This is a genomic window from Streptomyces sp. KL116D (genome assembly GCF_030766975.1).
GTDB classification, from domain to species: Bacteria; Actinomycetota; Actinomycetes; order Streptomycetales; family Streptomycetaceae; genus Streptomyces; species Streptomyces longispororuber_A.
Genome location: NZ_JASERH010000032.1, coordinates 1 through 18858, shown reverse-complemented (window position 1 = coordinate 18858; position 18858 = coordinate 1). Strand labels below are relative to the sequence as shown.

The window sequence follows — 18858 nt, the reverse complement described above, 5'->3', positions numbered from 1 at the left end:
CTGGACCGACTGGACCGAGCGGATCGCGCGGGGACGCCCCTGGCTCCCCGCGCCACGCCGCACCACGGCACGGCTCTGGACACGACGAAGCCCCCTCCAGAATCCGGAGAGGGCTTCCCCCAAGTGTGGCGGCGCCAGGATTCGAACCTGGGAAGGCTGAGCCGGCAGATTTACAGTCTGCTCCCTTTGGCCGCTCGGGCACACCGCCTTGGGTTTGCTGCCGTGAGACCCGCTCTGGGCGGTGCTCGGTGGCAACGACGTAAACAATACCCGATGGACAGGGGTGCTTCGCCACCCGATTGATCGACGGCCGGGCCCCGGGCGGTGGCTAGGCTTTGCCCATGGTGCGGAGCTCCGGTGCGCACCCGGCCTGAACCCGATGTGCACCCGATCGGGTTCCCGGCCCATCACCGATACAACCCCGATACAAGGAGCCACAGGACATGGCCGACTCCAGTTTCGACATCGTCTCGAAGGTCGAGCGGCAGGAGGTCGACAACGCCCTCAACCAGGCCGCCAAGGAAATCTCCCAGCGCTACGACTTCAAGAACGTCGGCGCCTCCATCTCCTGGTCCGGCGAGAAGATCCTGATGGAGGCCAACTCCGAGGAGCGGGTCAAGGCCATCCTCGACGTCTTCCAGTCCAAGCTGATCAAGCGCGGCATCTCGCTGAAGTCGCTGGACGCCGGTGAGCCGCAGCTGTCCGGCAAGGAGTACAAGATCTTCGCCTCCATCGAGGAGGGCATCTCCCAGGACAACGCCAAGAAGGTGGCGAAGATCATCCGCGACGAGGGCCCGAAGGGCATCAAGGCGCAGGTGCAGGGTGAGGAGCTGCGCGTCAGCTCCAAGAGCCGCGACGACCTGCAGACCGTGATCGCGCTGCTCAAGGGCAAGGACTTCGACTTCGCGCTGCAGTTCGTGAACTACCGGTAGGTCTCCGCCTGCCCGTCGCACGGAAGACGGAGGACGGAAGACGGAAGGAGGGGCGGTACCCGGCCGGGTACCGCCCCTCCTTGTTACCGGTCTTGTCACCGTTACCGGTCTCGTTACCGGTCTCGCTGCCGGTCCCGGTCCGGCCACGCCTCAGCGGCGGCTGCGGGAGTCGCCGAAGAAGATCCGGTAGACGATCAGGAGCACCAGGGCGCCGCCGATCGCGGCGACCCAGGTGGCGCCGTCGTAGAAGTCCTTGGAGATCGGCCGGTCGAGCCACTCCGCCGATATCCAGCCGCCTATGAAGGCTCCCGCCACGCCGATCAGGGTGGTGCCGATCAGGCCTCCCGGGTCCCGGCCCGGTAGCAGGAACTTGGCGACGGCACCGGCGAGCAGGCCCAGGATGATCCAGCTGATGATGCCCATGCCGTGTACTGCCCTTCTGTTGTGCGGCGTTGCCGTGCAGTGGCGTTGCCTTGATCCACTGTTGCCCTGAAGGACGACAAGTAGGCGTGGCGTGGTTGCGACAGCTTTCTCACAGCCTTCTAGGGTGCGGGCCATGACACAGCCGGGAGCTTCTGAGACTTCGCTGCGCAGGGCGTTGGGCGTACGGGACGCGGTGGTGATCGGCCTCGGTTCGATGATCGGGGCCGGCATCTTCGCGGCGCTCGGTCCCGCGGCGCGCGCGGCCGGTTCGGGGCTGTTCCTCGCGCTCGCGGTGGCCGCCGTGGTGGCGTACTGCAACGCGATGGCGTCGGCGCGGCTCGCCGCCCGCTATCCCGTGTCCGGCGGCACGTACGTGTACGGGAGGGAGCGACTGGGGCCGTTCTGGGGGTACTTGGCGGGCTGGGCGTTCGTCGTCGGCAAGACGGCGTCGTGCGCGGCGATGGCGCTGACCGTGGGCACGTACGTGTGGCCGGGGCAGGCGCACGCGGTGGCGGTCGCGGCCGTGGTGGCGCTGACTGCCGTGAACTGTCTGGGGGTTGAGAGGTCGGCGGGGCTGACACGGGTGGCGGTCGCCGTCGTGCTCGGGGTGCTGGCGGCCGTCGTGGTGGCCTGTGCGGGCTCGGGAGGCGCGGAGGGCGGGCGGCTCGCGCCGGGGCTCTCCGAGGGCGTGAGCGGCGTACTGAGCGGCGCGGGGCTGCTGTTCTTCGCGTTCGCCGGGTACGCGCGCGTGGCGACGCTCGGCGAGGAGGTGCGCGATCCGGCGCGGACCATTCCGCGGGCGATCCCGGTGGCGCTGGGGATCGCTCTGGTCGTGTACGCCGCCGTGGCCGCGGCGGCCGTCGCCGTGCTCGGGGTGGACGGACTGGCGGGAGCCGCCGCTCCGCTGGCGGACGCCGTGCGGGCGGCGGGCGTCGGGGGGCTGGTGCCGGTGGTGCGGGCGGGGGCGGCGGTGGCGGCGCTCGGGTCGCTGCTCGCGCTGGTCCTGGGCGTCTCGCGGACGACGCTCGCGATGGCGCGGGACGGGCACCTGCCCGGCGCGCTGGCGGCCGTGCACCCGCGCTTCCGGGTGCCTGTGCGGGCGGAACTCGCCGTGGGCGCGGTGGTGGCCGTCGTGGCCGCTGTCGGGGATGTGCGCGGGGCGATCGGGTTCTCGTCGTTCGGCGTGCTGGTCTACTACGCGATCGCCAACGCCTCGGCGTGGACGCTGAGTCCGGCCCCGCGGGCGCGCGCACTGCCCGCGCTCGGGGCCGTGGGGTGCGTGGCGCTCGCCTGCGCGCTGCCGGTGACGTCGGTGGTGGCGGGCGCCGGTGTGCTCGCCGTGGGGGCGCTCGCCTACGGGGTACGCAAGCGAGTCGCATAGCCCTGCCTGCCGGCGTGGGCGTGCAGGGGCCAGGGCCACCCGCCGCGCAGAGCCCGCTGACGCGCAGAGCCTTCTGGCGCGTAGAGCCTTCTAGCGCGCAGAGCCTTCTAGCGCGTCGCGAAGGGCTGGTCCGTGCGCACGATGTCGCGGCCGAGCGGCATCAGCGACACCGGGATCAGCTTGAAGTTGGCGATGCCGAACGGGATGCCGATGATCGTCACGCACAGCGCGATGCCCGTGAAGATGTGCGCCAGGGCCAGCCACCAGCCCGCGAGGATCAGCCACAGCACGTTGCCGATGCAGGACGGCGCGCCCGCGTCCCTGCGCTCGACCGTCGTGTACCCGAAGGGCCACAGGGCGTAGATGCCGATCCTGAAGGCGGCGATCCCGAAGGGGATGCCGATGATCGTGATGCACAGCAGCAGGCCCGCGAGCAGGTAGCCGAGGAACAGCCAGAAGCCGCTGAGGACCAGCCAGATGACGTTCAGGATTGTCTTCACTGCTGTCGACCTGCCATCTGCTCGAGCCGGGCGATCCGCTCCGCCATCGGCGGGTGCGTGGAGAACATCTTCGACATTCCCTGACCGGGACGGAAGGGGTTGGCGATCATCATGTGGCTCGCCGTCTCGATGCGCGGCTCGGGCGGCAGCGGCAGCTGCTTCACTCCGGCGTCGAGCTTGCGCAGGGCGCTGGCCAGGGCCAGCGGGTCCCCGGTCAGCTGCGCGCCGGAGGCGTCGGCCTCGTACTCCCGGGAGCGGCTGATGGCGAGCTGGATGAGGGAGGCGGCGAGCGGGCCCAGGATCATGATCAGGAGCATCCCGAAGAGGCCGGGGCCGTCGTCGTCGTTCGAGCGGCCGACCGGGATCAGCCACGCGAAGTTGACCAGGAACATGATCACGGAGGCGAGGGCGCCGGCGACCGACGAGATCAGGATGTCGCGGTTGTAGACATGGCTGAGCTCGTGCCCGATGACGCCTCTCAGCTCGCGCTCGTCCAGGATGCGCAGGATTCCCTCGGTGCAGCACACGGCGGCATTGCGCGGGTTGCGGCCCGTCGCGAACGCGTTCGGCGCCTCCGTCGGGGAGATGTACAGGCGCGGCATGGGCTGGCGGGCCTGCGTGGAGAGCTCGCGCACCATGCGGTAGAGCGCGGGCGCCTCGAACTCACTGACGGGACGGGCACGCATCGCGCGCAGGGCCAGCTTGTCGCTGTTCCAGTACGCGTACGCGTTCGTCCCGATCGCGATGACGAGGCCGATGACCAGCCCCATACGGCCGAAGAAGCTGCCGATGACGATGATGAGGGCGGAAAGTCCCCCGAGGAGTACGGCGGTCTTCAGCCCATTGTGCCGGCGGTGCACGGTACGCCCTCCTGATGGTGCGCAGGGGAACCCACTGCTTGCTGTCTTGCTGTTCCACTGGGGGTGCGCGGCGGTGCGCCGCGCCTCCATGTCCAGTGGACCCTCCCGTACTGGTCAACGCCAGACGAGCAGGACTAGTTCCCTTGTGCGCGCCCGGCGGGCGGTGCGCCGCTGTAGGCCGTACGGGTCAGCGCTGCTCGGGCAGCATGCCCGCGAGTTCCAGGGCGGCCGGGTCGGCCTTGATCTCGCTGGTGCAGTTCGGGCAGCGCGTGGCGATGCCGGGAATCTGGCTGTAGCAGCGGGGGCAGTCGCGCAGGGCGGCCTTGATGTCGACCGGCTTGCCGCGGTCCATGCGCGTCTGGAGCTTCATCATCGGGACGACGACCACGAAGTAGAGCACCGCCGCGGTGATCACGAAGGCGATGGCCGCGCTCACGAACTTGCCGTACGGGAAGTCGGTGCCCTCGACCGTGAAGTGCGCCTTGCTGAAGTCGCCGGTGGAGCGGGTCGCGAGGCCGATCAGCGGGGCGATGAACGCCGTACTGAAACCGGTGACCACCGCGGTGAAGGCGGAACCGACGGCGAGGCCGATGGCCATCGTCACGATGTTCCCGCGGAGTATGAAGTCCTTGAACCCGCTCAGCACGGCGTCTGTCTCCTTGAAGGTGGGGCGTTTCCTGGTGCCGTACGAGGGTGCCTAGAAGAGGCCCGTCGAGGCAAAACGCAGGACCAGCTGCGGCGCGCCGGACAGGGCCACGCCGATGACGGCCGTCACGGCGATGGCCGCGGTGAGCGGCACGGAGGTGCGGTAGGCCACCGGCTCGCCCTCGGGGGCGCGGAAGAGGGTCGCGGTCCACTGGAGGTAGTAGTAGAGCGCGATCACGACGTTCACGGCCATGACGACGGCGAGCCAGCCGAGGCCCGCGTCGACGGCGGCGGAGAAGACGGTGACCTTCGCGAACAGGCCGATGATGCCCGGCGGCAGGCCCGCCAGGCAGAGCAGGAAGAAGCCCAGGACGAGCGCGGCGAGCGGGCGCGAGGCGTACAGGCCGCGGTAGTCGACGAGGCGGTTGAGCGGCTTCGTACGGGCGACGAGGGCGGCCACGGCGAAGGCGCCGAGGTTCGCGGCGGCGTACATGAGGGCGTACGCGAGCGTGGAGCCGATCGACTTCTGCGGGTCGTCGGAGTAGGCGGCCGCGGCGATCGGCACCAGGAGGTAGCCGGCCTGTCCGACGGAGGACCAGGCGAGCAGGCGGACGGCGCTGTACGCGCGCGTGGCCTGCTGGCGCAGCGCCGCGACGTTGCCGACGGTCATCGTCAGGGCGGCGAGCGCGGCGAGGGCCGGGCCCCAGACGTCGGCGTACGACGGGAAGGCGACGACCGTGACGAGGATGATGCCGGAGAAGCCGACCGCCTTGCCGATGACCGACAAGTAGGCGGCGATCGGCAGCGGTGCGCCTACGTAGGTGTCGGGCACCCAGAAGTGGAACGGTACGGCGGCCGTCTTGAAGGCGAAGCCCACGAGGGTGAGCGCCACGCCGGCCTGGGCGAGGGTGTGGAACTGGCCGTCCACGTGGGTGAGCTGGGAGGCGACCCTGGTGAGGTGCAGGCTGCCGGTGGTCGCGTAGACGAAGCTCACGCCGAGCAGGGTGACGGCGGTCGCGGTGACCGACGACAGGAAGAACTTCAGGGCCGCGTCCGACGACCGCTTGTCGTCCCGCTTGAGGCCCACGAGGGCGAAGGCGGGCAGCGAGGCCACCTCCAGGGCGACGACGAGCGTGGCCAGGTCGCGGGAGGCGGGCAGCAGCGCGGCGCCGGCGGCCGACGACAGGAGCAGGAACCAGAACTCCCCTTCGGGAAGCGGCTTGTTCGCGTTCTTGGCGTCCTTCAGGGAGCTGATCGAGAGCAGTGCCGTGAGCAGCGCGCCCGCCAGGACCAGGAACTGGATGACGAGCGTGAAGCGGTCCGCCGTGTAGCTGCAGGCGTCGTACGAGGTGCCGGTGAGGCAGAAGGTGGAGCGTTCGTCGCCGATCAGCGGGATCAGGGCGAGTCCGGCGGCGGCCAGGCCCGCGACGGAGATCCAGCCGAGGACCGCCTTGCGGTGCGCGCCCACGAACAGGTCGGCGACCAGGACGCCGAGGGCGACGACCGCCGCGATGGTCGGCGGCGCGATCGCGGCCCAGTCGACGGACTGGACGAGGGAGGCCACGGAGGGCGCGGCGACGGCGGTCACTAGAGGCCTCCTGCGAGGAGCTTCTGCACGGCCGGGTTCGTGAGGCCGAGCAGCGCAGCGGGCCACAGGCCCGCGAGGACGGTGAGGGCGACGAGCGGGGTCCAGGCGGCGAACTCGTAGCCCTGCACGTCGGCGAGGACGGGCGTTCCCGGGTCCGCCTGGGGGCGCGGGCCCATGCAGACGCGGCGGACCACGATCAGCATGTACGCGGCGGTGAGCAGGGTGCCGAACGCGGCGATCGACATGAACACGAGGAAGGCCGGGCGGCTGAGGTCGTCCGCGGGGTCGAAGGCGCCGAACAGGGCGAGCATCTCGCCCCAGAACCCGGCGAGTCCGGGCAGTCCGAGCGAGGCGACGGCGGCGAACGCGAGCAGCCCGCCCAGGCGCGGGGCCTTGCCGTACAGGGCCATGCCGCCCTGCTCGGCGAGGGTGTCGAGGTCGCTGGTGCCGGTGCGGTCCTTGAGCGCGCCGACGAGGAAGAAGAGGAGGCCGGTGATGAGGCCGTGGGCGATGTTCGCGAACAGCGCGCCGTTCACGCCGGTCGGCGTCATCGTCGCGATGCCGAGGAGCACGAAGCCCATGTGGCCGACGGAGGAGTAGGCGATGAGCCGCTTGAGGTCGCCCTTCGCGCCCTGCTTCGCCAGGTTCAGGCAGGCCAGCGACCCGTAGACGATCCCGATGACGGCGAACGCGGCGAGGTACGGGGCGAAGGTGCGGAAGCCGTCGGGGGCGACGGGCAGCAGGATCCGGACGAAGCCGTACGTGCCCATCTTCAGCAGCACGCCGGCGAGGAGGACCGAGCCGACGGTCGGGGCGGCGGTGTGGGCGTCCGGCAGCCAGCTGTGCAGCGGCCACATCGGGGTCTTCACCGCGAGCCCGATCCCGATCGCCAGAACGGCGATGACCTGCACGGACGTACTCAGACCCCGGCCGTTGTCAGTGGCGAGTGCCATCATGTCGAACGTGCCCGACTTAACGCCGATAAGGAGGATCCCGAGCAGCATCACGACCGAGCCGAGCAGCGTGAAGAGGATGAACTTCCAGGCGGCCGCGGCCCGTTCGGCACCGCCCCAGCGGGCGATGAGGAAGTACATCGGGATGAGGACCATCTCGAACGCGAGGAAGAACAGGACGAGGTCGAGGACGGCGAAGGTGGCGAGCGTGCCCGATTCCAGGACCAGGATCAGGGCGACGAAGGCCTTGGGCGACGGCCCGCTCGGCATCTTGAAGTAGGAGTACAGCGCGCACAGGAACGTGAGCAGTGCGGTGAGCACGAGGAGGGGGAGGGAGATGCCGTCGATGCCGAGGTGGATACGGACGTCGAGCGCCGGGATCCAGCTGATGTCGGTCGTGGCCTGCATCTTGGACGGATGGTCGTGGTCGAAGCCGAGCGCGAGGACGATCGCGGCGACGAGGATCACGCCGGTCACGGTCACGCCGTGGCGGAGCACGGCCTGGTCCGGGGATTTCCCCTTCAGTCCGGGCGGGGCCGGGAGAAGGGCGAGGACGGCGCCGATGAGCGGGCCGACGACGATCAGTGCGAGAAGGAACTGCATCACGGATTCGCTGATATCGATCACGGCTGCTCACGCTCCGGCGGTGGCGACGAGGACGACGGCGACCACCAGGACGACGGTGCCTGCGAGCAGTGCGCTGAGGTAGGTCTGCACGTTTCCGGTCTGGGCGCGGCGGACGGCCCAGCCGAGCGCCTTGGGGACCTCGGCCGCTCCGCGCACGTACGTCTCGACGACCGCGCTGTCCAGGAAGCGGACCAGTGCGGCCGCGGCCCGGACGGGGCGGACGAAGAGCGTCGCGTAGAGGGCGTCGAGGTGGAAGCCGACGGCCGCGTGGCGGTGCAGCGGGCCGAGCAGCAGCCGGCCGGGGTCGGCCGGGTCGGGGGCGCTCGCGATGTCGCCGTAGGCCGGGGTGTGCGTCGCGATGGCCTCGGCCTCGACCAGGCCGCCGTCGCCCTGCTCGGTGTCGATCGCGACGGCGCCGATCGGGACGGTGGCGCGGGCCGCCATCGCGGTGGTGTGGCGCCAGGCCGCGTAGGTGACCAGGCCGCCGACGAGAGCGAAGCCCGTGCCCAGGACGGAGGTGGTGAGGGTCGGGGTGAGCGAGCGCCCGTCGAACCAGTCGGGCAGCACGAGCGTGACCAGACCGAAGGTGAGGGAGGGGATCGCCAGGACCCACAGGACGACGTTCATCACGACCGGCTGCCTGCCGTGGTCGGGTGCCTGCGCACCCCGCCCGTTGAACGCGAGCAGCCACAGGCGGGTCGCGTAGGCGGCGGTGAGCAGGGCCGTGACCAGGCCCGCGACGAGGACGATCCAGCCGGCCGCAGAGGGAACAGCCGAGGTCACCACGCCGCCGGGCTCGTGACCGGTCGCGGTGTGCTTGGCGGCGCCGAGGACGGCCTCCTTGGAGAAGAAGCCGCTGAAGGGCGGGATCGCGGCGAGCGCGAGCAGCGCCACGGTCATCGTCCAGAAGGCGTCGGGCACGCGGGCCCGCAGGTTGTCCATGCGGGACATCGCGGCGAGCGAGTTGGTGCCGGCGGCGTGGATGATCACGCCGGCCGCGAGGAACAGCACGGCCTTGAAGGCGCCGTGGGACAGGAGGTGGAAGACGGCGGCACCACGGTCGCCGACGGCGAGGGCGCCGGTCATGTAGCCGAGCTGGCCGATCGTCGAGTACGCGAGGACGCGCTTGATGTCGTCCTGGGCGAGCGCGGCGAGCGCCGAGCCGGCCATGGTCACGGCGGCCATGACGGCGAGCACGATCAGCGCCGTCTGCGAGGCGGTGAAGACCGGGAGGAGGCGGGCGACGAAGTAGACACCGGCGGCGACCATCGTCGCGGCGTGGATCAGCGCGGAGACCGGCGTGGGACCGGCCATCGCGTCGGGCAGCCAGGTGTGCAGCGGGAACTGCGCGGACTTGCCCGCCACACCGGCGAGCAGCAGGAGCGCGATCAGGGTCGGGTGGTCGAGGCCGCCCTCGCTCGCGACCTTGCCCAGGATCGTCGTGATGCGGAACGAGCCGGCGTCCGTGGCGAGCGCGAACAGGCCGATCAGGAAGGGGACGTCACCGAGCTTCGTGACCAGGAAGGCCTTGAGGGACGCGGCCCGCGCCTCGGGGGTCTCCCAGTAGTGGCCGACGAGGAAGTACGAGCAGATGCCCATGACTTCCCAGCCGACCAGCAGCACCATCAGATCGCCTGAGTAGACGACCAGGAGCATCGCGGAGGTGAAGAGCGAGACGAGTGCGGCGTACGAGGGGTAGCGCGGGTCGTCGCGCAGATAGCCCGTCGAGTAGAGCTGGACGCAGGTCGCGACGAGGCCGACCAGGATCGCGACGAGGGCGGCGAAGCCGTCGATGTGCAGGGCCAGTTCGATCGGCACGGAGCCGGTCGGGGTGAGTTCGGTGTGCGCGTCGAGGGCGGCGGTGCGGTTGCCGCCGCCACCGCCCTGCCGGCCGGCGACGGTCACGGCGAGGACGAGCGCGGCCAGGGTCGGCAGCACGGCCAGCGGGCGGACGAAGCCGGGTGCGGTGCGGCCGAGCAGCAGGCCGGCGACGGCGCCGAGGAACGGCAGGAGGGGGACGAGTACGGCGAGGGTCGTGGTGGTCACGCGGTGGCCTCGGCCTTCTCGTCCGCCGCGGTGGCCGGGGTGACGGCTGTCGCGGTGGCGTCGGACGGGTCGTGCGGGTCGTCGTCCGGGTCGTGCGGTTCGGCGGAGTCGCGGAGCTTGTCGATGTCCGACGTGCCGCGGTTGCGGTAGACGGCCAGCACGATCGCCAGGCCGATGCCGATCTCGGCCGCGGCGATGGCGATGGTGAACAGCGTCAGGGCCTGGCCGGAGTGGAGGGCGTCGCGCAGCCAGACGTCGAAGGCGACGAGGTTGAGGTTGACGGCGTTGAGCATCAGCTCGACCGACATCAGGACCAGGATCGCGTTGCGGCGGGCCAGGACTCCGTACAGGCCCGTGCAGAAGAGGAGGGAGGCGAGGACGGCGGGATAGGCGAGATGCATCAGCGGGTGCCCTCCTGCGCTCCAGTACCGGCACCGGCACCGGCTCTGGCACCGGCCGGGTCCGACGGCTCGGCGGCGCTCTTCTTGCGGGACAGGACGATCGCGCCGACCAGGGCCGCGAGGAGCAGCACCGAGAGCGCCTCGAAGGGCAGCACCCAGTGCCGGAAGAGGATCGAGCCGGTCACGGCCGTGCTGCCCCCGCCGGCACCGGCCGAGTCGGCGGCGCGGTCGAGGTCGATCCAGGTCGTGCGGAAGGCGTCGACGACGACCCAGACCAGGGCGGCGGCGGACGCGACGGCCACGGCCAGGGCGGCCCAGCGGTTGGGGCCGTCCGCGTCCGGTGAGCGGCCGATGGGCGCCCGCGTCAGCATCAGTCCGAAGAGGAGGAGGACCACGACGGAACCCACGTAGATCAGTACCTGCACCCACGCGATGAACTCGGCGGTGAGCAGGAGGTACTCGACGGCGAGGCCGCCGAGGGCGACGACCAGCCACAGGGCGGCGTGCACCAGTTGCTTCGTGGTGACGGTGACGATCGCGGCGCCGAAGGTGACGACGCCGACGAGCAGGAAGGCGATCTCGACGCCCGTCGGGGAGAGGAACCCGTGGCTCTCGGCTGCCGTGGTGACGGCTGCCGATGCCGTCGGGACGGCGAGGGTCATGCGGTCGGCTCCTCTCCGGGGCCGCCGGGGCGGGACCCGGGCTCGGGCGCGGGCGCGGTTGCCGGGGCGGTCGGGGCTTCCGTCGATGCCGCCTGCGCCGCTGCCAGCTTGTCCGCCGCCTTGCGGGCCGCCGCCAGTTCCTTGGGTTCCTCGGCCGCCGGGTCGAGGGCGGGCGGGGCCGGGACCGTCCACATCCACTCGCGGAGCTTGTCGCGCTCGTGGGTGAGTTCGCGGACGTCGGTCTCGGCGTACTCGAACTCCGGGGACCAGAACAGTGCGTCGAAGGGGCACACCTCGATGCAGATGCCGCAGTACATGCAGAGGGAGAAGTCGATGGCGAAGCGGTCGAGGACGTTGCGGCTGCGCTCGCGGCCGCCCGGGGCGGCCGGGGGCACCGTCTCCTTGTGGGAGTCGATGTAGATGCACCAGTCGGGGCACTCGCGGGCGCACAGCATGCAGACCGTGCAGTTCTCCTCGAACAGGCCGATCACGCCGCGCGTGCGGGGCGGGAGTTCGGGCTGGACGTCGGGGTACTGCGCGGTGACGGTCTTCTTCGTCATCGTGCGGAGGGTGACGGCGAGGCCCTTGGCCAGGCCGGACCCGGGGAACTTCGCGGACATCAGTTGATCGCCACCTTCACGATGCCGGTGAGCGCGATCTGCGCGAGGGCGAGCGGGACGAGGAGGATCCAGGAGAACTTCTGGAGCTGGTCCTCACGGAGCCGGGGGTACGAGACGCGCAGCCAGATCACGACGAAGGCCAGCACGGCCGTCTTCAGGAGCGTCCAGACCCAGCCGAGGCCGTCGGCGCCCCAGGGCCCGTGCCAGCCGCCCAGGAACAGGACCGTGGTCAGGCCGCACAGCACGACGATGCCCGCGTACTCGGCGAGCAGGAAGAGCGCGAAGCGCAGGCCCGTGTACTCGGTGTACGCGCCGAAGATGATCTCGGAGTCGGCGACCGGCATGTCGAACGGGGGGCGCTGCAACTCCGCGAGACCCGCCACGAAGAAGACGAGCGCGCCGACGATCTGCCAGGGCAGCCACCACCACTCGAAGGCGTCGACGATGCCGGGCAGCGAGACCGTGCCCGCCGCCATGGCGACCGAGGCCGCGGCGAGCAGCATGGGGAGTTCGTACGCCAGCAGCTGTGCGGCGGTGCGCAGACCGCCGAGCAGCGAGAACTTGTTGGCGCTCGCCCAGCCCGCCATCAGCGAGCCGAGCACGCCGACGCCCATCACCGCGAGCACGAAGAAGATGCCCGCGTCGACGACCGCGCCGACCGCGCCGTCGCCGGGGCCGACCGGGATCGCGAGGAGCACGAGGAGGTACGGCAGGAGGGCGACAGCGGGCGCGAGTTGGAAGACGCGGCGGTCGGCGTCGGCCGGGACCACGTCCTCCTTCTGCGCGAACTTGACGCCGTCGGCGACGAGTTGGGCCCACCCGTGGAAGCCGCCCGCGTACATCGGGCCGAGGCGGCCCTGCATGTGGGCCATGACCTTGTGCTCGGTCTGGCCGACGACCAGGGGCAGCACCAGGAAGGCGACGAAGACGACGACGAGGCGCAGGGCGACGTCGAGAGCGTCGTTCACTGCGAGCCTCCGTCGGTCGTGTCGTCAGATTCGGGTGCGGGATCCCGCTCGGGCGCGGGCGCGGGAGCCGGTGCGGGCTCGGATTCGGGTGCGGTGCCCGGCTCGGACTCGGGCGTGGGAGCCGCCGGTGGGCGGGACTCCTCGTCGAAGGCCGGTTTGGCGTGGTGCCAGGGCGCGTCGCTCGTCCGGGGCTTGGGCGTGGGCGTGGGCTCCGTGTCCGCCGTCGGAGGCGTCGTCCGCTGCGAGGCCGAGCCGTCCGACACGCTCCGCGAGCGCCGCGCCGGACGGGCGGCCCCCTCCGAGGCCTCGGGCGCCGGGGTCGCGGCCGCCGCCTGACTCGCCGAACCGTCGCTCGCCGACCGCGAGCGCCGCGCCGGACGCTCCCCCACGGCCCGCCCCTCGGCACCCGCACCGGCACCCGCGGTACGGCCCGCCGCGCCGGCCCCCGCCGCACGGCCCGCACCACGTGCGGGGCGTGCCGGAGCAGGCGGCAGTTGGCCCTTCAGCGGACCCCATTCGTTCGGGTCGGGCACCCCGGGCGGCAGCATCTGACGCCGCTTGGGTCCGCCGTGCTCGGACTCCCCCGGCTCCTTGGCGCCCGGCCATGCCTTGGCGACGCGCGCCGCGAGCACGAAGTCCTTGCGCAGCGGGTGGCCCTCGAAGCCCTCGGGGAGGAGCAGCGGGTCGAGGCCCGGGTGGTCGGTGAAGTCCACGCCGAACATCTCGTGCGTCTCGCGCTCGTGCCAGGCGGCGCCCGCGTACACGCCGACCGCGGAGGCGAGCACCGGTGCCGTGTGCGGCACGGTCGTGCGCAGCAGCAGCCGGCGTACGGACCCGGGGGCGACGGCCGCGACGTGGGCGCAGACGCGGAAGCCCGCCTCCGGCTCGTCGACCGCGCTCAGCCAGTCGAAGTAGGTGCATCCCAGCGTCGTACGGGCCGTCTCCAGGGCGGAGATCCAGTCGGCGGCGGGGACGTCGACGGTCAGCAGGTCGTACGCCTCCTCGACCGTGGCCCCGGCGCCGAACAGCTCATCGACGGGGTTCGGCAGCCAGCTCATCGCTCACCCCCGGCCGGGGCGGGCGGCTCGACCAGACCGCTGCTCAGCGCGGCGGCCGAGGGCCGGCCCGCCGCCGCGTCGGCGGACGCGTACCGCTCGCCGAGCGACTCCCGGGCGATCTTCTCCTGGAGCTTGAGGATGCCCTGGAGCAGCGCTTCCGGTCGGGGCGGGCAGCCGGGCACGTAGACGTCGACCGGGATGATCTGGTCGACGCCCTTGGTCACCGAGTACGAGTCCCAGTACGGGCCGCCGCAGTTGGAGCAGGCGCCGAACGAGATGACGTACTTCGGCTCGGGCATCTGCTCGTACAGCCGCTTCACGGCCGGTGCCATCTTGTCGGTCACGGTCCCCGAGACGATCATCAGGTCCGCCTGGCGCGGGCCCGGAGCGAACGGGATGACGCCGAGCCGGATGAAGTCGTGGCGGGCCATCGACGCCGCGATGAACTCGATGGCGCAGCAGGCGAGTCCGAAGTTGAAGACCCACAGGCTGTAGCGGCGGCCCCAGTTGAGGACCACCTTCATCGGCTCGGGGGCGAGCCGCGAGAGCACGCCCAGCTTCTTCGGCTCGGGCAGGTACACCGGCTCCGAGGAGGTCACATCGCTCACGTCACTCACGTCCACGTAAGGACGCCCTTCTTGTATGCGTACAGCAGGCCCACGGCGAGGAAGCCGAGGAAGATGAACATCTCGACCAGGGTCGTCGCGCCGTATCCCGGCGCGGCGAAGACCGTGGCCCAGGGGAAGAGGAAGATCGAGTCGACCGCGAAGATCACGTAGAGGAACGCGTACACGTAGTAGCGGACCTGGGTGTGCGCCCAGCCCTCGCCGACGGGGTCGACGCCGCACTCGTACGTGAGGAGTTTCTCCGGGGTGGGCACCACCGGCCGCAGCAGGCGGCCCGCGCCGAAGGCCACGGCGACGAACAGCACACCGACGACGGCGAGCAGCCCGACCACCGAGTACGAGTGGAAGTAGTCCGCCGCGATGACGGTCACGGTCGGTCCCGTCACGTCTGTCGCCCCTCGTGTGTTCGTTGGGTGTTCGTAGTGATGTGTCGTGTTCGACGATCTGTACGCACGGGAGTCTAGGGCCTGTTAAAGGGACGGTAAGCAGCCCGGTACGAAGGGGTGCACCGGCGAGGTGGGGTTATCCCCCGTTCGTCCCCGGCAGCCCGCCTCATGGCGCCGCCCCGCGCGCGCAGGGCACCCTTTCGCTTATGACGGACCCACTGCACGCCGCCGACGCTCCGGGCGATGACCGCCCGGCGCTGCCGTCGCCGCGTTTCGCCTACGACAGACACACCTGGATGGAGATCGCGTACCTCCTGAGCAGCTTCCCGCTGGCCGTGGTCGGCTTCGTGTACGCGGTGACGATGCTGGCACTCGGCGTCGGGCTGACGGTCACGGTGATCGGCCTGCCGCTGATCACCGCGGGACTGCGCGGCGCACGGATGCTCGGCAGGGCGGAGCGGGCCAGGGCCCGCAAGCTGCTCGGGGTGCGGGTCGAGGAGCCGAGTCCGCTGCCGGTGCGGCGGGCCGGCGGCTTCTTCGGATGGCTGTGGACCGGTCTGAAGGACCCGGTGGGCTGGCGCGCGGTGCTGTACGAGGTGATCCGGCTGCCGTGGGGCATCGTCACGTTCGCGGTGACGCTGACCGGGCTCTTCGTGCTGTGGCCCGTGCTGCCGTTCGTGGCGCGCGGGCTGACCAACGCGGACCGGGCGATGGTCCGCGGACTCCTGTCGCCGTCCGACGAGTTGGAGCAGCGGATCGCCGAGCTGGAGTCGGACCGGGGTGTCGTGGTCGACACGGCGGCCGCCGACCTGCGCCGCATCGAGCGCGATCTGCACGACGGCGCGCAGGCCCGCCTGGTCAACCTGGCCATGGGGCTCGGTCTCGCCAAGGAGAAGCTCCTGGAGGACCCGGACACGGCGGCCGCCATGGTCGACGAGGCGCACGGCGAGGTGAAGCTCGCGCTGCAGGAGCTGCGCGACCTGGCCCGCGGCATCCACCCGGCCGTGCTCACCGACCGCGGCCTGGACGCGGCCCTCTCCTCGGTGGCCTCGCGCTGCACGGTGCCGGTGAAGGTGACGGCGGACCTGCCGGCCAGGCCCGCGGAGGCGATCGAGGGCATCGCGTACTTCACCGTGTCCGAGCTGCTGCAGAACGTCAGCAAGCACAGCGGCGCCCGCTCCGCGTCGGTCGACGTGTGGCGGTCGGACGACCGGCTGCTCATCCAGGTGCGGGACGACGGGCGGGGCGGGGCGAGCCTCGACAAGGGCACCGGCATGGCCGGGCTCGCGGAGCGGCTCGGCGCGGTCGACGGCCTGTTCGTCGTGGACTCGCCGGAGGGCACCGGAACGACGGTCACGGCCGAACTGCCGTGGCGCGACCGGCACCAGCAGTAGGCCCGACGGGCCCCACGGGGGTAGGGAAAACCCCCGGTCGAAGACGCCGACCCGCCGCATGGCCGGGCCCCGCCTCGGCGAGGACCCTGGAACCAGAGCAGCGGAACCGAGCAGAGACCCGAGCAGAAACGGACGACACCGATGGCCACGCACCAGTACGGATACCGCAGTGAACACCGCAGTGAGCGCCGCGGTGAGTACTCGTACGACGACATCGGCGACATCGGCGACACCGACCACCCGGGCGGCGCGCCCCGCCCCCGGCGCGGTCTCGGCCGGCTGCCCGCCGGGCTGCGGGCGCCGATCGAGGGGCGGGCCTGGCGCGAGCTCGGGTACGTGCTGCTGAGCTTCCCCCTCAGCATCGTCTTCTTCGTGTGGACGGTGACGATGGTGTCGCTGGGCGCGGGCCTGCTCGTCACGTTCATCGGTGTGCCGGTGCTCGCGGCGGCGCTGGCGGGGGCGCGCGGGTTCGGCGCCCTGGAGCGGGTGCGGGCGCGCGGTCTGCTCGGCCTGGAGGTCGGCACCCCCGAGCCGCTGCGGCCGCGCAACGGCGGGCCGTTCGCGTGGATGGGCGCGACGCTCAAGAGCGGCGTCTCCTGGCGGCACCTGCTGTACGGGGTGCTGCACTTCCCGTGGGCGACGTTCGCGTTCTCCGTGGCGGTGGCGTTCTGGACGACGGGCTGGACGCTGTTCACCTACCCGCTGTGGCAGTGGGTCTTCCCGATGTACGCCGGTCAGGCCGGCCTCCAGCTCTACGGGGACGACCAGCACTCGGTGTACCTGAACAACCCCTTCGAGATCGGTCTGACCTCGCTGGTCGGTCTGCTCTTCGTGCTCGCGACGCCGTGGGTGGTGCGGGCGCTCACCACCGTGGACCGGCTGATGGTCGCGGGGCTGCTCGGCCCGTCGCGGCTCGCCTCCCGCGTGGTGGAGCTGGAGTCGGACCGCGGCGTCGTGGTCGACACGGCCGCCGCCGACCTGCGCCGCATCGAACGCGATCTGCACGACGGCGCGCAGGCCCGCCTGGTCAACCTGGCGATGGACCTGGGCCTCGCCAAGGAGAAGCTGGCCGAGGACCCGGCGGAGGCGGCGCGCATGGTGGGCGAGGCGCACGGCGAGGTGAAGACGGCGCTGCAGGAGCTGCGGGACCTGGCCCGCGGCATCCACCCGGCGGTCCTCACCGACCGCGGCCTGGACGCGGCCCTGTCCTCGGTCGCCTCCCGCTGCACGGTGCCGGTGACGGTCGAGGTCGACCTGACGGAGCGGCCCGCCCCCGCCATCGAGGGCATCGCCTACTTCACCGTGTCCGAGCTGCTGCAGAACGTCAGCAAGCACAGCCGGGCGACCCGGGCGACCGTCGACGTGTGGCGCACCCGGGACCGGCTGATGCTCCAGGTCCACGACAACGGGGTGGGCGGGGCGAGCGCCGACGGCGGTTCGGGCCTGGCCGGCCTGGCCGAGCGGCTCGACGCGGTCGACGGCATCCTCCTCGTCGACTCGCCGCCGGCCGGGCCGACCCGGGTGACGGCGGAGCTGCCGTGGCGCCGGGCATGACGGGAAGACGTACGCGACGGAAGTGAGCGCAGTGGTCGGGCGGCACCGTTTCGGTGCCGCCCGACCACTGCGCTGTCTGCATGCGCCCCCTATTTCCGCCGCTTAGGGGCACGGGGGTGCGGATGCTGGAATGCTGGACCTGTCAGAAACGGCTCTCGTGAACAGATTCACGGGGGCGCTGGGGGGACGAGAAACGTGGAGGACAGGGTGCGGGTGGTCATCGCCGAGGATTCAGTGCTGCTCAGGGAGGGGCTGACCCGGCTGCTGACCGACCGCGGACTCGAGGTCGTCGCCGGTGTCGGCGACGGGGACGCGCTGGTCAAGACCATCGTCGACCTGGGGGCGCAGGACCAGCTCCCGGACGTCGTCGTGGCGGACGTACGGATGCCGCCCACCCACACGGACGAGGGGGTGCGCGCGGCGGTCCACTTGCGGGGGAAGTTCCCCGGGCTCGGGGTCCTGGTCCTTTCGCAGTACGTGGAGGAGCAGTACGCCACCGAACTGCTGGCCGGTTCGAGCCACGGCGTCGGCTACCTCCTCAAGGACCGGGTCGCCGAGGTGCGTGAGTTCGTGGACGCGGTGGTACGCGTCGCGGAGGGCGGTACGGCGCTCGACCCGGAGGTGGTCGCGCAGTTGCTCGGGCGCAGCCGCAAGCAGGACGTGCTCGCGAATCTCACGCCCCGCGAGCGCGAGGTTCTCGGCCTGATGGCGGAGGGGCGGACGAACTCGGCGATCGCCCGGCAGCTCGTGGTGAGCGACGGTGCGGTCGAGAAGCACGTGAGCAACATCTTCCTGAAGCTGGGCCTGTCGCCCAGTGACGGGGATCACCGTCGCGTTCTGGCCGTCCTGACCTACCTGAACTCCTGAGTACCTGACACTCTGTCAGATATCTGCATCGGGCATGTCGGGGCGCCGATCCGGACCTAGAACCAAAGGATGACTGGAGCGCGTCTCAAGGGAGGGTCGGGGGAATCGAGCGAACCATGACAAACCAGGGCGACAAGCCGTCTCATTTCGACGTCCATCATGCGAATGCTCGGAGGAAGGCGACCCTTACAGACGTAGGGTGGGCCTTGGGAAGGCCGGTGGGACGAGCCTGCCCGAACAGCCGCCCCGAGGGAGGTCCAGTTCAGTGACCAGCCAGGTCAGTAGCCCAGCCGAGCAGGCCGACGAGGCCGACGGGATCGTTGTGGGAGAGCAGCGCACATCCGCGGGTGAAGCGAACAAGGACGTA

Annotated in this window: 19 protein-coding genes and 1 tRNA gene; 5 read left to right on the top strand and 15 right to left on the bottom strand. The window is 71.2% G+C overall.

What is annotated here, in order from left to right:
• Positions 1 to 126: 126 nt before the first annotated feature.
• Positions 127 to 208 (bottom strand) — tRNA-Tyr (locus RBJ77_RS11865).
• Between the two features lie 235 nt (positions 209 to 443).
• On the opposite strand from RBJ77_RS11865, the gene RBJ77_RS11860 reads away from it, so the two are divergent.
• Positions 444 to 932, top strand: a complete 489-nt coding sequence (locus tag RBJ77_RS11860; RefSeq protein ID WP_372344984.1) for a YajQ family cyclic di-GMP-binding protein — start codon at positions 444 to 446, stop codon at positions 930 to 932.
• 150 nt (positions 933 to 1082) lie between these two features.
• On the opposite strand, the gene RBJ77_RS11855 is transcribed toward RBJ77_RS11860, so the two are convergent.
• Positions 1083 to 1355, bottom strand: coding sequence for a GlsB/YeaQ/YmgE family stress response membrane protein (locus RBJ77_RS11855; RefSeq protein ID WP_372344983.1), 273 nt, complete (start codon positions 1353 to 1355; stop codon positions 1083 to 1085).
• Positions 1356 to 1488: 133 nt separating this feature from the next.
• On the opposite strand from RBJ77_RS11855, the gene RBJ77_RS11850 reads away from it, so the two are divergent.
• Positions 1489 to 2736, top strand: coding sequence for an APC family permease (locus RBJ77_RS11850; protein WP_372344982.1), 1248 nt, complete (start codon positions 1489 to 1491; stop codon positions 2734 to 2736).
• A gap of 107 nt (positions 2737 to 2843) precedes the next feature.
• Here RBJ77_RS11850 and RBJ77_RS11845 read toward each other — a convergent pair whose 3' ends face one another.
• From RBJ77_RS11845 to RBJ77_RS11785, 13 genes are all read right to left on the bottom strand, one after another.
• Entirely contained in the window at positions 2844 to 3236 is a 393-nt protein-coding gene (locus tag RBJ77_RS11845) for a YccF domain-containing protein (RefSeq protein ID WP_372344981.1), read from the bottom strand.
• Positions 3233 to 4096: a zinc metalloprotease HtpX gene (gene htpX, locus RBJ77_RS11840; RefSeq protein ID WP_255977319.1), complete on the bottom strand. Its 864-nt coding sequence runs from the start codon at positions 4094 to 4096 to the stop codon at positions 3233 to 3235. The genes RBJ77_RS11845 and htpX overlap by 4 nt, the downstream gene beginning before the upstream one ends.
• 187 nt (positions 4097 to 4283) lie before the next feature.
• The gene (locus RBJ77_RS11835) at positions 4284 to 4742 is read right to left on the bottom strand and encodes an MscL family protein (RefSeq protein WP_372344980.1); all 459 of its coding nucleotides are present in this window, start codon (positions 4740 to 4742) and stop codon (positions 4284 to 4286) included.
• Positions 4743 to 4793: 51 nt separating this feature from the next.
• Positions 4794 to 6329 carry an NADH-quinone oxidoreductase subunit N gene (locus tag RBJ77_RS11830; protein ID WP_372344979.1) on the bottom strand — a complete coding sequence of 512 codons (1536 nt, stop codon included), beginning with the start codon at positions 6327 to 6329 and terminating at the stop codon, positions 4794 to 4796.
• A complete protein-coding gene (locus tag RBJ77_RS11825; protein WP_372344978.1) occupies positions 6329 to 7909 on the bottom strand; it encodes a NuoM family protein in 1581 nt (526 codons plus the stop codon). Before RBJ77_RS11825 ends, RBJ77_RS11830 begins: the two co-directional genes overlap by 1 nt.
• A 6-nt stretch (positions 7910 to 7915) precedes the next feature.
• Positions 7916 to 9955, bottom strand: coding sequence for an NADH-quinone oxidoreductase subunit L (locus RBJ77_RS11820; protein WP_372344977.1), 2040 nt, complete (start codon positions 9953 to 9955; stop codon positions 7916 to 7918).
• Positions 9952 to 10356 (bottom strand): NADH-quinone oxidoreductase subunit NuoK, encoded by a 405-nt coding sequence (gene nuoK / locus RBJ77_RS11815; RefSeq protein WP_372344976.1) that lies wholly within the window; start codon positions 10354 to 10356, stop codon positions 9952 to 9954. The genes RBJ77_RS11820 and nuoK overlap by 4 nt, the downstream gene beginning before the upstream one ends.
• Complete coding sequence (locus RBJ77_RS11810) at positions 10356 to 11018, bottom strand: NADH-quinone oxidoreductase subunit J (protein WP_372344975.1); 663 nt, start codon at positions 11016 to 11018, stop codon at positions 10356 to 10358. The genes nuoK and RBJ77_RS11810 overlap by 1 nt, the downstream gene beginning before the upstream one ends.
• Positions 11015 to 11638 (bottom strand): NADH-quinone oxidoreductase subunit I, encoded by a 624-nt coding sequence (locus tag RBJ77_RS11805; RefSeq protein WP_372344974.1) that lies wholly within the window; start codon positions 11636 to 11638, stop codon positions 11015 to 11017. Before RBJ77_RS11805 ends, RBJ77_RS11810 begins: the two co-directional genes overlap by 4 nt.
• Positions 11638 to 12606, bottom strand: a complete 969-nt coding sequence (locus RBJ77_RS11800; protein WP_255977305.1) for a complex I subunit 1 family protein — start codon at positions 12604 to 12606, stop codon at positions 11638 to 11640. Before RBJ77_RS11800 ends, RBJ77_RS11805 begins: the two co-directional genes overlap by 1 nt.
• On the bottom strand, positions 12603 to 13664 hold the full coding sequence (locus tag RBJ77_RS11795; protein WP_372344973.1) for an NADH-quinone oxidoreductase subunit C: 1062 nt from the start codon (positions 13662 to 13664) through the stop codon (positions 12603 to 12605). Before RBJ77_RS11795 ends, RBJ77_RS11800 begins: the two co-directional genes overlap by 4 nt.
• Complete coding sequence (locus RBJ77_RS11790; protein ID WP_372344972.1) at positions 13661 to 14281, bottom strand: NADH-quinone oxidoreductase subunit B; 621 nt, start codon at positions 14279 to 14281, stop codon at positions 13661 to 13663. Before RBJ77_RS11790 ends, RBJ77_RS11795 begins: the two co-directional genes overlap by 4 nt.
• Positions 14278 to 14676 carry an NADH-quinone oxidoreductase subunit A gene (locus RBJ77_RS11785; RefSeq protein ID WP_255977301.1) on the bottom strand — a complete coding sequence of 133 codons (399 nt, stop codon included), beginning with the start codon at positions 14674 to 14676 and terminating at the stop codon, positions 14278 to 14280. The genes RBJ77_RS11790 and RBJ77_RS11785 overlap by 4 nt, the downstream gene beginning before the upstream one ends.
• A 206-nt stretch (positions 14677 to 14882) precedes the next feature.
• On the opposite strand from RBJ77_RS11785, the gene RBJ77_RS11780 reads away from it, so the two are divergent.
• The 3 genes from RBJ77_RS11780 to RBJ77_RS11770 all read left to right on the top strand — a co-directional run bounded on the left by RBJ77_RS11780 (position 14883) and on the right by RBJ77_RS11770 (position 18491).
• On the top strand, positions 14883 to 16070 hold the full coding sequence (locus tag RBJ77_RS11780) for a sensor histidine kinase (protein WP_372344971.1): 1188 nt from the start codon (positions 14883 to 14885) through the stop codon (positions 16068 to 16070).
• 141 nt (positions 16071 to 16211) lie between these two features.
• Positions 16212 to 17624 (top strand): sensor histidine kinase, encoded by a 1413-nt coding sequence (locus RBJ77_RS11775; protein ID WP_372344970.1) that lies wholly within the window; start codon positions 16212 to 16214, stop codon positions 17622 to 17624.
• A 207-nt stretch (positions 17625 to 17831) separates the two neighbouring features.
• The gene (locus RBJ77_RS11770) at positions 17832 to 18491 is read left to right on the top strand and encodes a response regulator transcription factor (RefSeq protein ID WP_308284791.1); all 660 of its coding nucleotides are present in this window, start codon (positions 17832 to 17834) and stop codon (positions 18489 to 18491) included.
• Positions 18492 to 18858 lie beyond the last annotated feature (367 nt).

Excerpts from the sequence above, each read along its gene's own strand:
- RBJ77_RS11805 (WP_372344974.1), bottom strand. The coding sequence starts at position 11,638 with ATGTCCGCGAAGTTCCCCGGGTCCGGCCTGGCCAAGGGCCTCGCCGTC.
- RBJ77_RS11780 (WP_372344971.1), top strand. The coding sequence starts at position 14,883 with ATGACGGACCCACTGCACGCCGCCGACGCTCCGGGCGATGACCGCCCG.
- nuoK (WP_372344976.1), bottom strand. The coding sequence starts at position 10,356 with ATGCATCTCGCCTATCCCGCCGTCCTCGCCTCCCTCCTCTTCTGCACG.
- RBJ77_RS11860 (WP_372344984.1), top strand. The coding sequence starts at position 444 with ATGGCCGACTCCAGTTTCGACATCGTCTCGAAGGTCGAGCGGCAGGAG.
- RBJ77_RS11775 (WP_372344970.1), top strand. The coding sequence starts at position 16,212 with ATGGCCACGCACCAGTACGGATACCGCAGTGAACACCGCAGTGAGCGC.
- RBJ77_RS11850 (WP_372344982.1), top strand. The coding sequence starts at position 1,489 with ATGACACAGCCGGGAGCTTCTGAGACTTCGCTGCGCAGGGCGTTGGGC.
- RBJ77_RS11855 (WP_372344983.1), bottom strand. The coding sequence starts at position 1,355 with ATGGGCATCATCAGCTGGATCATCCTGGGCCTGCTCGCCGGTGCCGTC.
- RBJ77_RS11810 (WP_372344975.1), bottom strand. The coding sequence starts at position 11,018 with ATGACCCTCGCCGTCCCGACGGCATCGGCAGCCGTCACCACGGCAGCC.
- RBJ77_RS11795 (WP_372344973.1), bottom strand. The coding sequence starts at position 13,664 with ATGAGCTGGCTGCCGAACCCCGTCGATGAGCTGTTCGGCGCCGGGGCC.